The organism is Winogradskyella pacifica, assembly GCF_013403915.1.
Taxonomy (GTDB): Bacteria; Bacteroidota; Bacteroidia; order Flavobacteriales; family Flavobacteriaceae; genus Winogradskyella; species Winogradskyella pacifica.
In genome coordinates, this window is record NZ_JABFDI010000015.1 from 76,023 (window position 1) to 90,616 (window position 14,594).

At 33.6% G+C, this 14,594-nt stretch carries 12 protein-coding genes; 7 read left to right on the forward strand and 5 right to left on the reverse strand.

Annotated features, from left to right (window positions below):
* Window positions 1-17: 17 nt before the first annotated feature.
* Both HM984_RS13430 and alaS read right to left on the reverse strand, forming a co-directional pair.
* The gene (locus HM984_RS13430) at window positions 18-968 is read right to left on the reverse strand and encodes a GSCFA domain-containing protein (RefSeq protein WP_179349513.1); all 951 of its coding nucleotides are present in this window, start codon (window positions 966-968) and stop codon (window positions 18-20) included.
* 229 nt (window positions 969-1,197) lie between these two features.
* Window positions 1,198-3,810 carry an alanine--tRNA ligase gene (gene alaS, locus HM984_RS13435; protein WP_179349514.1) on the reverse strand — a complete coding sequence of 871 codons (2,613 nt, stop codon included), beginning with the start codon at window positions 3,808-3,810 and terminating at the stop codon, window positions 1,198-1,200.
* Window positions 3,811-3,952: 142 nt separating this feature from the next.
* On the opposite strand from alaS, the gene HM984_RS13440 reads away from it, so the two are divergent.
* The 7 genes from HM984_RS13440 to HM984_RS13470 all read left to right on the forward strand — a co-directional run bounded on the left by HM984_RS13440 (window position 3,953) and on the right by HM984_RS13470 (window position 7,720).
* On the forward strand, window positions 3,953-4,924 hold the full coding sequence (locus HM984_RS13440) for a M23 family metallopeptidase (RefSeq protein ID WP_115809799.1): 972 nt from the start codon (window positions 3,953-3,955) through the stop codon (window positions 4,922-4,924).
* Window position 4,925: 1 nt separating this feature from the next.
* Window positions 4,926-5,255: a MerR family transcriptional regulator gene (locus HM984_RS13445; protein ID WP_115809797.1), complete on the forward strand. Its 330-nt coding sequence runs from the start codon at window positions 4,926-4,928 to the stop codon at window positions 5,253-5,255.
* A gap of 12 nt (window positions 5,256-5,267) precedes the next feature.
* Window positions 5,268-5,864 carry a LemA family protein gene (locus HM984_RS13450; protein WP_115809795.1) on the forward strand — a complete coding sequence of 199 codons (597 nt, stop codon included), beginning with the start codon at window positions 5,268-5,270 and terminating at the stop codon, window positions 5,862-5,864.
* Between the two features lie 13 nt (window positions 5,865-5,877).
* Window positions 5,878-6,315, forward strand: a complete 438-nt coding sequence (locus tag HM984_RS13455) for a TPM domain-containing protein (RefSeq protein WP_115809793.1) — start codon at window positions 5,878-5,880, stop codon at window positions 6,313-6,315.
* Window positions 6,315-7,139, forward strand: coding sequence for a TPM domain-containing protein (locus tag HM984_RS13460; RefSeq protein WP_179349515.1), 825 nt, complete (start codon window positions 6,315-6,317; stop codon window positions 7,137-7,139). Before HM984_RS13455 ends, HM984_RS13460 begins: the two co-directional genes overlap by 1 nt.
* 70 nt (window positions 7,140-7,209) lie before the next feature.
* A complete protein-coding gene (locus tag HM984_RS13465; protein ID WP_179349516.1) occupies window positions 7,210-7,551 on the forward strand; it encodes a TPM domain-containing protein in 342 nt (113 codons plus the stop codon).
* The gene (locus HM984_RS13470) at window positions 7,505-7,720 is read left to right on the forward strand and encodes a TPM domain-containing protein (protein WP_179349517.1); all 216 of its coding nucleotides are present in this window, start codon (window positions 7,505-7,507) and stop codon (window positions 7,718-7,720) included. Before HM984_RS13465 ends, HM984_RS13470 begins: the two co-directional genes overlap by 47 nt.
* Here HM984_RS13470 and HM984_RS13475 read toward each other — a convergent pair.
* The 3 genes from HM984_RS13475 to der all read right to left on the reverse strand — a co-directional run bounded on the left by HM984_RS13475 (window position 7,717) and on the right by der (window position 14,343).
* Window positions 7,717-10,497 (reverse strand): outer membrane beta-barrel protein, encoded by a 2,781-nt coding sequence (locus HM984_RS13475; RefSeq protein WP_179349518.1) that lies wholly within the window; start codon window positions 10,495-10,497, stop codon window positions 7,717-7,719. The two genes, HM984_RS13470 and HM984_RS13475, sit on opposite strands and share 4 nt — an antisense overlap.
* An 87-nt stretch (window positions 10,498-10,584) precedes the next feature.
* Window positions 10,585-13,023: a T9SS type B sorting domain-containing protein gene (locus HM984_RS13480; RefSeq protein WP_179349519.1), complete on the reverse strand. Its 2,439-nt coding sequence runs from the start codon at window positions 13,021-13,023 to the stop codon at window positions 10,585-10,587.
* Between the two features lie 15 nt (window positions 13,024-13,038).
* Window positions 13,039-14,343, reverse strand: coding sequence for a ribosome biogenesis GTPase Der (der, locus tag HM984_RS13485; protein ID WP_179349520.1), 1,305 nt, complete (start codon window positions 14,341-14,343; stop codon window positions 13,039-13,041).
* Window positions 14,344-14,594 lie beyond the last annotated feature (251 nt).

The following is a 14,594-nucleotide window of genomic DNA, read 5'->3' on the forward strand; positions in this document are numbered from 1 at the left end:
GCATAGAATCATTAGCATTAAAACGATATATGAGGAAATTTTGCACATACATCTTCCATTTCTAGCTGAAGTTTTGACAGAAATTTTTGATGTGCTTCAGAATTCGAATTAAAAGGACGATGCGCCTTTTTTGCTTGGATGGCTGCAATTTTATCTAAAGTTTGTAAAGCATCTGCTAATAACCAAACGGTTTTAAATTTTCCCCAGATATAATCTATAGCGACTTCATTTGGATGAAGCATATCTGCATTGTAAAAACGATAGTCACGTAATTCATCCATCATAATTTCGTAAGATGGAAAATAATAAAGGCTATTTCTAGGTTCAACAACATTGTGAATTGCCGCAATTAAATGCGCTTTACTTTGTGTATTTTCTATAAAACCATCTTTAATATGTCTTACGGGCGAAACCGTAAAGAGAAAACTAACTTCTGGATTCACACTTTTCACTAAAGCGATAATGGCTTGAAGTGATTCAGTAATCGTATCAACAGAACCTAATTCTTTTAGAAACTGTTTTTGGGGTAGTTTGTGACAATTAGCAACAACTTTATCCGATTCAATATGTCTATAAACCCAACTTGTTCCTAAGGTTATTATAACATGACTTGCATTAACTAAATTGTCGAGAGTCTCATCAATTTGAGAATTTAAAACACTTAGCAATTCGTCTTTTGAGGTCTTGTTTAATTTTGAGTGTGCATCTAAGCAAAACCATTGTTCGTTATAAAAGTATAAGTCATCTTCAGAATAATAGTCCTTATTTATGACACGCGTAATTAGATGTTCTATCGCTAAGGGATGAAATAAAATACCAAATGGATTAACTGTAGACTGAAACTTAAAATAATTAAACTTCTCACTTATATTTTCAGAAAAGCATGAACCAAGCAACAACACTGTAGAGTTATAATCTATTTGGTTATACTTCAGTGGTTTTAGTGGTATTTGAGTTTGAAGATTCATTTGTTAATTATTACTTAGAGGTTAAAGTTATTACACAAAGATTCGCGGAGTCTCTCAGAGATTCACTGAGAAAAACAGCAATTCAAATCACATTTTTTTTGTTTTTAAAAGTGTTTCAAGCATTTAGTGCAGTTAAAAAAAAAAAAAAAAACGTAATCATGAAAATTTAAAACTAACCCTCTGTGAATCTCTGCGCTTTTGCTCTGCGAAACTCTGGGTTACAACCGTTCTATAAATAATCCTTAGCAGCCTCCAAAGCAGTCTCAATCCCATTAGGATTCTTACCTCCCGCAGTGGCGAAGAACGGTTGTCCTCCACCTCCACCTTGGATGTGTTTTCCTAATTCTCTGACGATTGTACCAGCATTTAAACCTTTACTTGCCACCAATTCCTTAGAAATGTAACAAGACAAAATGGCCTTTCCATCATTTTCAGCACCAAATATTAAGAATAAATTTTCAAACTGACTTCCCAACTCAAAGCATACATCTTTAACTCCTGAAGCATCTAAATCGAGTTTCTTAGCTAAGAATTGAATACCGTTAATTTCGGTTAGTTCGCTTTTAAGTTCTCCCTTAATATTTTTAGCTTTATCTTTTAAAAGTTCTTCTATTTGTTTTTTTAAGTCGCTATTTTCTCCTTGCAGATTCTCTAATGCTTTTATAGGTTCTTTAGCATTGTTCAACAAGCCTTTCATTTCAAGATAAGCCGTGTTATTTTCAGCGAAATAATCCCTAACCGATTTATTTGTAATAGCTTCAATTCTTCTAATACCTGCTGCAACAGCTCCTTCAGACACAATTTTAAAATGCCAAATATCAGATGTGTTTTTTACATGAATTCCACCACACAACTCCATAGATTTCCCAAAACGAATCGTTCTCACCGTATCGCCATATTTCTCTCCGAATAAAGCCATAGCTCCTTCTTCAATAGCTTTTTCCATTGGGATATTTCGATGTTCCTCTAAAGGTAACTTGCCTTCAATTCTGGCATTTACAAAATCTTCTATTTCTTGTAATTGCTCTGGTGTTACTTTTGAAAAATGAGAAAAATCGAATCGTAATGATTTTGGTTTCACCAAAGATCCTTTTTGCTCTACATGCTCTCCTAATACTGTTCGTAAAGCTTGGTGCAATAAATGTGTCGCTGTATGATTACTGGAAGATAATGCACGGTGTTCACTATTCACTACAGCTTTAAAGCTTTCGTTTAAATGTTCTGGTAAATTTTTACATAAATGGATAATAACATTATTTTCCTTTTTAGTATCTAAAATATAAACCACATCTCCATGTGTATCTTGCAATACTCCTTTGTCTCCAACTTGTCCACCTCCTTCCGGATAAAATGGTGTTAAATTGAAAACTAACTGATACATTTCACCATCTTTTTTAGAGGTTACTTTTCGGTATCTTGCAATTTTTACATTAGCTTCTTGAGTGTCATATCCAATAAATTCTTGAACATCGTCTTCAAATAAAACCGTCCAATCTTCAGTTGACGTTTCACTAGCAGAGCGCGATCGTTCTTTCTGCTTTTGTAATTGCTCGTTAAATCCTTTTTCGTCTAATTTTAAATTCTTTTCAGATAAAATTAAAGCTGTTAAATCAATAGGGAATCCATAAGTGTCATACAACTCAAAAGCCTTTTCACCTGAAACGGTATCTCCTTTTGTTTCTTCAACAATTCGATTTAATAATACTAAACCTTGATCTAATGTTCTTAAAAAAGAAGCTTCTTCTTCTTTAATTACATTTTCAATTAAAACTTTTTGTGCTCTTATTTCAGGGAACGCCTCACCCATTTTTTTACTTAACACATCTACTAAACGATATATTAATGGTTCTTTTTTATCTAAGAATGTAAAACCATAACGCACGGCTCTTCGTAAAATTCTACGAATCACATAACCTGAACCTGTGTTGCTTGGTAATTGACCATCTGCAATTGAAAATGCCACAGCTCTAACATGGTCAGAAATAACACGAATTGCAACATCAACTTCTTCGTTATCACCATAGGTTTTTCCTGTAATGGTTTCTATTTCACGAATAATTGGTGTAAAAACATCGGTATCATAATTAGATTGTACACCTTGTAATACCATACATAAGCGCTCAAAGCCCATTCCTGTATCGATATGTTTATTTGGCAACGCTTCTAAAACTCCATTTGCCTTACGATTGTATTGCATAAAAACGAGATTCCATATTTCAACCACATGCGGATGATCCATGTTTATCAAAGTTTTAGCATCAACCTTTGCTTTTTCTTCAGCAGATCTAATATCGACGTGGATTTCGCTACAAGGTCCACATGGCCCTTGATCTCCCATTTCCCAGAAATTATCCTTTTTATTCCCTTTTAAAATGCGATCTTCAGAAATATATTTCTTCCAAATATCGTATGCTTCCGTATCCATTTTAAGATTATCCTCGTCATCACTGCCTTCAAAAACGGTTACATAAAGTATGCTTTTATCAATTCCGTATACTTCGGTAAGCAATTCCCAAGCCCAAGCAATCGCTTCCTCCTTAAAATAATCTCCAAAACTCCAGTTTCCTAGCATTTCAAACAAAGTATGATGATAGGTATCATAACCAACTTCCTCTAAGTCATTATGCTTACCAGAAACACGTAAGCATTTTTGTGAGTCCGAAATTCTATTTTTCTTTGGTTCTGAATTCCCTAAAAAGTATTCTTTAAAAGGCACCATACCAGCATTAACAAACATTAATGTTGGGTCATTCTTTAATACCATTGGTGCAGAAGGCACAATAAGATGTTGTTTTCCTTCAAAGAATTTTAAAAATTTAGATCGTACGTCTTGAGACTTCATATGCTGAATTTATAGCTTGTTTGTACTTGTTTGTATTTAATTACCACAAATGCGAAACAATTTTTTATCTTTGGTTGCTTTGCGAATAAATTACAAACCGAAATTATGTCTGTAATGCTGCAAAAATAGCATAAATTCAAACATGGCTAAAGTAAAATATTATTATGATTCCGAAACGCTTTCTTACCGAAAGATTAAGCGTAAAAAAGCAACAACTCTTAAGTATGCCGCTGTATTTTTAACCGCTGCTGGCTTATTTGCTTTTTTGATGGTTTTTATTGCTAGTCAATATATTGAGTCGCCAAAAGAGCGACAAATGGCGAGAGAATTGCAAAATATGGAATTGCAATACGAATTGTTAAACAAGCGAACAGATGATGCTTTTGCTGCTTTAGAAAATGTTGAAGAGCGCGACAATGCTATTTATAGACTCTATTTTGAAGCCAACCCAATACCTACAGAGCAACGAAGAGCAGGATTTGGTGGTATTAACCGTTATAAAAAGTATGAAGGTTTTGATAATACTAAACTAATTGCTGAAAGTAATAAGCGTTTAGATATTTTAGAAAAAGCTGTTGTTGTGCAATCTAAATCGTTAGATGAAATTGCAAAATTAGCAGAAGACAAAGAAAAGTTTTTAGAAGCTATACCTGCAATTCAACCTATAAGTAACGAGAATATGACACGTATGGCATCTGGTTATGGTTATAGAACGGATCCATTTACTAAGGTTCGGAAATTTCATTACGGTATGGATTTTACAGCACCACGTGGCACACCGATTTACGCTTCTGGAGATGGAGTAATTACCCGTGCAGATAGCCAATCTACAGGGTATGGAAATCATATTAGAATAGATCATGGTTATGGTTACATATCTTTATACGCCCATTTATATAAATACAACGTTAAAGTTAACCAACGCGTAAAACGTGGAGATTTAATAGGCTTTGTGGGTAGTACAGGTCGTTCTGAAGCACCGCACTTGCATTACGAAGTCTTTAAAGATGGTGAGCGTATTAATCCTATTAATTTTTATTATGGTAACTTATCTGCTGAAGAATACGATATCTTACTTAAGAAAGCGTCATTAGAAAACCAATCCCTCGATTAAGATGCATATAGACTTACCAGAAAAACGATATTACGGTATTGGAGAAGTAGCTAAAGCTTTTAAAGTGAATGCCTCTTTAATTCGATTTTGGGAAAAAGAATTCGATGCTTTAAAACCGAAGAAGAATGCTAAAGGGAACAGGAAATTTACTCCAGAAGACATTAAAAATCTTAAGTTTATTTACCATTTAGTAAAAGAAAGAGGATTTACACTTGAAGGTGCAAAAACACATCTTAAAGAAGAAAAAAAACAAGCTTTAGAAAAATTTGAAATTATCGAAAAGCTTGAAAGCATCAAAGCACAACTTAACAAAATTAAAACACAACTTTAAAACTAAACTATCATGAAAAAATGGCTAATTCCTGTAATCGTAATTGCAATCATTGCATTTGGAATCTACAATTGGGCTGTAGGATTTAATAATACAGCTGTAACTTATGAAGCAGATGCTAAAACAGCTTGGTCTAATGTAGAAAGTTCTTACCAAAGACGAAATGATCTTATTGGTAATTTAGTTAAAACTGTACAAGGCGCTGCTGATTTTGAAAAATCAACCTTAACAGCTGTAATAGAAGCTAGAGCAAAAGCAACTTCTACAACAATTGATGCCAGTAATTTAACTGCTGATAACATGGCGCAATTTCAACAAGCACAAAGTGGGTTAAGCGGAGCGTTATCCAAATTATTAGTATCTGTTGAGCGTTACCCTGAATTAAAAGCGAATCAAAATTTCTTAGAACTTCAAAGTCAATTAGAAGGTACCGAAAACCGAATTAATATCGCTAGAGATCGGTTTAATGAAAAGGTTAATATTTATGACATACATACTTCAAAATTTCCAGGATCAGTTTTAGCTGGTTGGTTTGGATTTGAAGAAATGCCTAGATATAAAGCAGATGCTGGTAGCGAAAATGCTCCAGACGTTAATTTCGACTTTTAATTAAAATCTATTTATGCCAAATATTGAGCAGTTCCTAACAGCCAAGGAAGAAGCCGAAATTGTTGAAGCTATTAGAATTGCTGAAGGCAAAACCTCTGGTGAAATTCGTGTACATATAGAACAGAAATGTGATATTGATGTCTACGAACATGCCTTAGAAGTATTTCATTATTTAAAAATGGATAATACCATTCAACGTAATGGTGTACTCATCTATGTTGCAGTAGATAATAAATCTTTTGTGATTTTTGGAGATCAAGGCATTAATAATAGTGTTGGCGCTGACTTTTGGAATTCTACGCGCGATAAAATTTCTAGTCAGTTTAAGTCAGGCCGTTTTAAACAAGGTTTAATTGATGGTATTCAGGAGGCAGGCAAAGCATTATCTCAATATTTTCCTTGGGATCATAATGACAAAGATGAATTGGATAATACAATCTCAAAAGGATAATGCAACAGATAAAACATATCGCATTTAAGGTTTTAGTTCTATTACTTTTAGTAAGTCCACTAATTGGACAAGCTCAATATAATATTCCTGAAAAACCAAAGTTTCAAACTAGTGTATACGATGACGACATTAATTTATTATCAGCGTCAGAAAAAAGCAGCTTAGAACAAAAACTAATACGCTATTCTGATTCTACATCAACACAAATTGTGGTTGCAATCATTGGCTCTACCAATGGCGAATACATCAATTATTTAGGAGCACAATGGGGAGAAGCATGGGGAATTGGCCAAGCTGATAAAGACAACGGTATTTTTATTCTTTTAGCTCGAAACGATCGAAAAATAAATATCAGCACTGGTAAAGGTGTTGAACACTTACTAACAGATGCCTTAAGTAAGCGTATTATAAATAATGATATCATTCCTTACTTTAAAAAAAATGATTATTACGGTGGATTAAACCGTGCTACGGATGTTATTTTTGAAGTAATGACTGGTGAATACAAAGGCACACGACAAACCGAAAACGGATTCCCAACTGAAGTTATCTTTTTCCTATTTATCATTTTCATCATTTTTATAATCGCCATTTCTAAAACTCGTGGAGGAGGAAATGGAGGTAATAGAGGAAATCGCGCTGGAAGCGGAGGACTTCTCGAAGCCATTATCTTAAGTAATATGGGACGTGGAAGTTTCTCTAAAGGTTCATCTTCAGGTGGCTTTGGCGGCAGCTCTGGAGGAGGCTTCGGAGGTGGAGGTGGTTTTGGTGGAGGCTTTGGAGGCGGAAGTTTTGGTGGTGGAGGCGCTTCAGGTGGCTGGTAATCCTCTCGTTTTAAGTCTAATTTTTACTTTCAGTAGCCAGTAGGATTTATTTCAATTTAAAAATTTAGTCATGCGATTAAAATTCTTCTTTCAACTTACAATCGTCTGCATTTTGTTTTTGAATTGTAAAGAAACAAAAACTGATGCTGAAACAATCCCATCGTATATTCCAGAAAACACATCTCAAAAGCGAGTTGTTGATTTAGCTAACTTATTTTCAAACGTTGAAAGCGATTCATTAGCTTATAAAATTATTGGATACGAAAAACACACCACAAATCAAATTGCAATTCTAACTTTAGATTCATTACCACCAAACACAACGATTCAATATTTTGGAACTGAAGTTGGTGAAAATTGGGGAATTGGCACAAAAGAAAAAAAACAACGGTTTACTCATCACAATTTCTAATCACGATAGAAAAGTCGCAATTTCAACAGCAATTGGCACCGAACAAACCATTTCCGATTACGAATGCAACGTTATAATTGATAGCATAATAATTCCTCAATTTAGAACCAACAACTATTATAAAGGAGTTGATAAAGCTTTAGATTCTTTAATTCTACTTTGGGATTAATCAAAATAGATCATATCACCACCACCTGTTTCACCTTTACTTCCTAAGCTATTAAATTTATAACTAAAGCTTAGCATAAAGTACTGTCTTAAAACGGTACTCTGCTTATCTTCAATATAATCTTGAGTGGCTATACGCATAGCATTAGTATTTTGATTTAATAAGTCGTAAACCTTTAATGTTATGATAGCTTTATCCTTAAACATACTATAAGCTAATGTTGAATTCCAAAACCAAGCACTTTTCTGAAAACCATCGGTCACATTAGGATTATAATTAAAACTAACATCATTTCTCCACTCAAAGTTTTTTGGTAAAAAAGTAGCCGTTCTTACACCCGCATTATGACTTGTAAATTGACGATCGTCAAAAGCTTCAATATCATAAGATGTGTTCGTATAACTTATCTGGTAATAAGGTTTAAACTCTAATACTTTATCCCATATAAAATCTACACCGAATCTTGGTGAGATTCTATCGGACTTACTAGCATATTTTACATCGTTATTAAAGTTAATTCGTTCTGAAGTATTATAACTTGCTCTAAACTTTAGTTTAATAGTTCTTAAGGTATCAACCTTAAAATCTTTATTGTAGTTTACCCAAGAACCAATATTATAATTCCCATCAACGTTTACATAAGTCGTTGTTCGCTTTAACGTTTCTTCATCTATAGTCGTTTTAGCCACAACTTGATTATCTGAAACACTAGCATTAACACCCACATAAAAACCAGTACGCTTTTGCCAATCGAACCCATTATAGCCAAGATATAAACTATGATTATTTGAAGGTTCTAAATTAGGATTACCAATTACAGTTTGAAGTGGATTTGATACGTCTTCATAGGCTTGAAGCTGTCGTAGTCCTGGTGGCTGATTTTCAAGCCAATAATTTGCATAAATTGACGACTTAGGACTAAACGTATAGCTGATATATGAATTAGCCTCTATATTTTCAAAATCGCGTTCTACATTAAATTCTGGTCTTAATAAATCTTGATTTTTAAGAGTTCTTATGTTATAACCTAAATCGAAACTTGTAGATAATTTTTCTCCTCTATAAGACAATCCCACTGATGGAATACTTCTATAATCTGTATATTGAAAATCTGTACTTAGATTCGTATTAAAATCTGTAAAATCTTGCGTACCATTATTAAAATCAAAAGTGCTTTCTCTGTTGTTATCTTTATCTCTAGCGTACTCATAATCTAAATTTAAGAAAAACTTTTTAGTTACGATTGGTAACCTATAAGACAGTTTTGTAGACACACCATAACTATTATTTTCACCATTGGTAAATTGATTTCTATCGATGATTTCTGGATTGCTACCAAAAACTTCTGTGTTTGATTCTAAAAAATCATCACTTTCTTGCTGATTGATACGCGTCTCTAATTCGGCTTTAATAAAAGCACCACGATTTCCTAATCGTTTAGTAATAGAAATTTCATTAGAAAATCGTTTTACATAACTTTCTACATTAGAGTTTAGGTTAGATTGATTGGTTAAAATTAAATCTTCATCTAAGGTTTCCTCATTACTAGTATATAATGTTCTCGATTTTGAATACCCAAATGAAGGCTCTATATTAATTTGAAAAGTAGAATCGGTTTCAATTTCGAATTCTAAATTAAACGAATGATTATCCGTATCGTTTGTAGACTTAGAGTCGGAATTGGTAAAATAACGCGAATCAGATAAAATAGTTTCGCGTTCGGATGAAGACTCATTTTCAGAATTACTCGATGAGAAAAAATAATCTGCGGACACATCGGTTTTTTCACCTATAATATCGGCATAGTTAACACCTGCATTTTGCGAAGTCGTAATCCCTTCTCCTCCACCAAAAGATCGACCATCTATAGTAAAAGAACCATTACCATCAAAAGACACACTGTTTCCACCTCCTAACATTTTTGAAATCTCTCCAAAACTAAATCCTGGTGTATTAGTATTATTACCACCCGCAAGCACACTTACACGTCTATCATTATCAAACAAATTTACCATACCTGCAAACTCGTAACGATCGTCAGTTCCAGCTCCTGCAGAAACCCTCCCAAAAACCCCTTTATTATTTTCTTCTTTAATAGTAAGATTTATCGTTTTATTTTCTTTGTCACCTTCCTCTCCCGTAAAGGCTTCAGATTTGGTTTTTGTATCTACAATCTGAATTTTTTCAATTATATCTTTAGTTAAATTCTTAGTGGTAATGGTAGGGTCGTCACCAAAAAAGGGTTTCCCATTCACTAAAATTTTATTTACTGATTTTCCATTAACCGTAATATTACCTTCTTCATCTACTTCTACGCCTGGTAACTGTTTTAATAAGTCTTCAACGTTGGCATCTTTTTTCGTTTTGAAAGATTTTACGTTAAACTCTAAAGTATCTTTTTTAATCGTTATCGGAGCTGTAGATTTTACCAAAACCTCTCCTAATTGATTATCAAGAGACATTGTTATTGTACCTAAATCAATCGTCTTTTTATCGATTACAATTTCCTTGAAATACGTTTTATAGCCCACATAAGACACGTAGAAATTTAAGCTCTTATCATAGGTTGAATTTTCAATTTTAAATTTTCCATCTTTATCTGATATGGTATACGTCACTACCGAACTGTCTTTTACACGTTCTAAGTAAACGGTTGCAGACTCTAAAGATAATTCAGTGTCCTCGGCTTTTAATGTTCCTGTAATTTCGAATGATTTTTCTTGAGAAAATGATTGTAATGCAAATAAAAACGCAAAAACTAGACTTAGTTTTTTCATGTGATTGATTGGTTGATTGATGATTAGCTGATTTAGAAACGCAAGAAAGCTAGAAATCGTATGAAATTTCTTAAAATTATTATAAAATTATCTTTTAAGAGTAAAGTGACCTTTAAAGGTTCTACCATCTAATAATGTTGCTGCAAACCAATAGTCATCGGTTGGTAGTAATTTCCCATTATGAGAACCGTTCCATTTTGGGTTTGATGCATTAATTAACCCAACTAATTTTCCATAACGATTGAATATTTCAACATGTACATTTTTAGATAATTCTAGAGAAAAACCTTTAATTTGCCAAGTATCATTTACAGTATCTCCATTTGGTGTGAAGAATTTTGGAAATCCTAAAACAACAACATCCGTTGATACAATTCCACAGTCGGCTTTTATATCTTTAACGTAGACTGAATGAATTCCTGCAGGTAAATTTTCAAAACTATTTGAATCTTGATATATACCGTTTTCGTCATCTAAAGCATAAACATAATCTCCATCTCCCGACACAATTACTGTAATAGAATTATTTTCTGATAAATCGGTAACCTCAATGGTTTCAAAAGTTGCTGTATTTGAAGGTAAAACTGTAATCGTTCTCGTATTGGCACAACCAAAAGGTTTAGTGACTTCTACAGAATAAGTTCCAGGTTCATTAACGTCAATAGTTATTGTTGTTTCACCTGTAGACCAATTATAATAAAAATTATTTGGAACATCATCCACCACACCTCCATTAAGTGATATAGTATCTGGAAATGTATTTGTACAATAGAAAATAGTCTCGTTTTCAAGTAGGTTTGGCAAATGTTCGACTTTTAAATTCACCTCTGCAATACTATAACAACTCCCATTTTGTTCTAATCTCGCAAAAATGGTTTGGTTATAAGGTTCTGTATTAGTAAAATTACTATTCAATTGATTGTCTTGAAGCAACGCGTTACTATGTGTTTCATAATACCCTAAAACAACAACATCTGATGCTAGAGAATTTAAAATCTGACTTTCTGCCTGTGTTAAATCAAAGCTAACTACACCTGTCTCGTTTAAATTATCACACTCAGTTAAAATACTATAATTTGAAACATTTGTGTTTACAGACAACAGCACTTCTGCTATTACACTACAACCAGTTATAGTATTTAATACCTGTGCATAAACCACTTGATTATTGGTTAGATTGGTATAATTATCATCATCTAAAGGAATCGACAAGTCTACCGTTTCAAAAAAGTTAACGTCTAAATTATTTAAATCACCACTGACAATAACATCGTTATAAGTACTAAGATTAAAATTAGAAATACCATCCATTACATCATCCTCACATTGGCTAATCGTAATGTTATTGACAATTGGTATAGCATTTATGGTTATGGTTAACGGATATCGTTCTGTATTAGTTGAACAACCTTGCACAACTGGCAATAACCAATAGGTTGTCGTCGTATTAATATTTACATCATAATTTAACCCAACATGAATTGGTGTCATTGAAGTTGACGTTTCAAACCACCAAACTTCTGAAGTTGAAGCTTCAGCCGTTAATGTAAAAGTATCTGTCCCACAAACAGCAATATCACCATCCAAAACTCTTGGCATTATAAGCGTCGTACTTGCGGATAAGCTAATATTGGGTTCATTAGGCATACCTCCATACTCAACAATATAGCCTTGAGGGTGATATGGATTATTTACTGCTAAATCACCTGTATTGGACAAGTCATTCCACGCCCCTAAAACACCAATTGATGCATCTGTAATATGCGCATAATCTTCATTATTAACATTATTGGGCTCATTATAATTCCAAAAAGAGAACTCATTATTTGCCGCACTCCCATTAGCATTACCTTGCCAAAACACCGTACCTGCTTCCGGACCTGTAACCCATTTCCATGTACCTTCAACTTCGGCATCAGATCCTCCAATCCATCCCGTTCCTGGACTTTGCTCACCTGCCAATTGCGATTCTTCTTCAGATGATAACGTTGCTAAATAGCCTCGTAAACCAAAATAAGTTTGTGCTGCAGCTGCATCTCTTGCTTGCGTCCAAGTAATACCTGGATCAGATACGTAAAAATAATAATGTCCTGTACTTGGTAAGTAATTAGCGTCTCCTAAATTAATTGAAAACTGTCTATCTTGAGTGAATGTTGTTTGTGTTGTTTGAAAAACTACATTTTCTATAGCACTTTCAAACTCTGCAAAAGTTGCTGGTCCAGATAAAGTTAAAAGTCCTTCCGATGCATTCCAACTCGATGAAATATTGGGATTCGTTCCAATTAACTCTAAAGTATCTTGTCCGTTTTGATATCCTTCAGCTATTTGTACAAAAATCTCGGATAATGAGGTGTCTTCAGGATTTGGATCGGTAATAGAAACAGAAGCTACTATTGATACTTGTGATTGCGGGCAATATATCTGTCCTCCTGAAACACTTATTTCAGGAGGAAGATTTTGTGTAAACCCATAACAATGGCATAACCAAAAGCATAAGATAAAAATAAAGCGCTTTATTATTTTCATAAAAAATTAAAGCTACTACTTTTTTCTCATATATACACTTACCGGAACTCCATTAAAATCAAACTTCTCTCTTAATTTATTCTCTAAAAAACGCTTATATGGCTCTTTTACATATTGCGGTAAATTACAGAAAAATGCAAACTGAGGTTGCGGAGTTGGCAACTGCATAATGTATTTTATTTTCACAAACTTACCTTTATTGGCTGGCGGTGGCTGATGCTCTATAATAGGTAATAAAGCTTCATTAAGTACACTGGTCTTAATTCGCTTAGTTCTATTATTATAAACCTCAACAGCTGTTTCAATAGCTTTAAAAATACGTTGCTTATTTAAAACTGAGATAAAAACGATTGGCACATCCGTAAACGGTGCGATTTCATTTCTAATATGCTGTTCAAATTCTTTAGCAGTCTTAGTGTTTTTTTCAACTAAATCCCACTTATTAACAAGAATTACAATACCTTTTCTGTTGCGTTCTGCTAACCAAAATATATTCTGAACTTGTCCATCAAATCCACGATTAGCATCTAACATTACTAAACAAACATCACTGTGTTCGATAGCTCTTACACTTCGCATTACAGAATAGAACTCTAAATCGTCCTTAACTTTAGTTTTACGACGTATACCAGCCGTATCCACTAAATTAAATTCAAATCCAAAACGGTTATATTTAGTATCAATCGAATCACGAGTAGTACCAGCAATATCGGTAACGATATAACGTTCCTCACCAATTAACGCATTAATGAATGACGATTTCCCAGCATTCGGTCTTCCGACTACTGCAAAACGAGGTAACTGATCTTCCTCAACTTCTTCTTTCTCTGGCAACGCTTCTACGATAGCATCTAATAAGTCCCCAGTTCCACTTCCGTTAATACTTGCGATAGCAAAATAGTCACCTAAACCAAGAGAATAAAACTCAACAGCATCTTCTAAACGTTTATTATTATCTACTTTATTAACAACTAAGAATACAGGTTTTTTAACTTTCCTCAACAATTGAGCAACGTCTTCATCCATTCCTGTAACTCCAGTCTCTACATCTACCATAAAAACTATAGCATCTGCTTCATCAATAGCTAATTCTACTTGCTTATCTATTTCTGCTTCAAAAATATCATCGCTACCAACTACGTATCCGCCAGTATCAATTAAAGAAAATTCTTTTCCGTTCCAATCTGTTTTACCGTAATGACGATCTCTTGTGACACCACTAACAGCATCAACAATAGCTTCACGCCTTTTTATAAGACGATTAAAAAATGTCGATTTCCCTACATTAGGACGACCTACTACAGCCACTATATTGCTCATTGATTTTTATTTAAGGCTACAAAGATACTATATACTTACGTGTTATGGTGAACTATTATTGACTTTTCACTCTATATATTAAAACCTAAAAAATTACAGAGAAAGTTAACTTAGCACATTGTTAATATCCTGTTGATAATAAGTATTAATTTGAATGAGGTAGCGTTAATTTTTAGTACTTTTAATGCGTGTATTAAATAGGATTTTATTTACATTTGTTGTGCCAGATTTAGAGGTCTAATTCCCCAAGA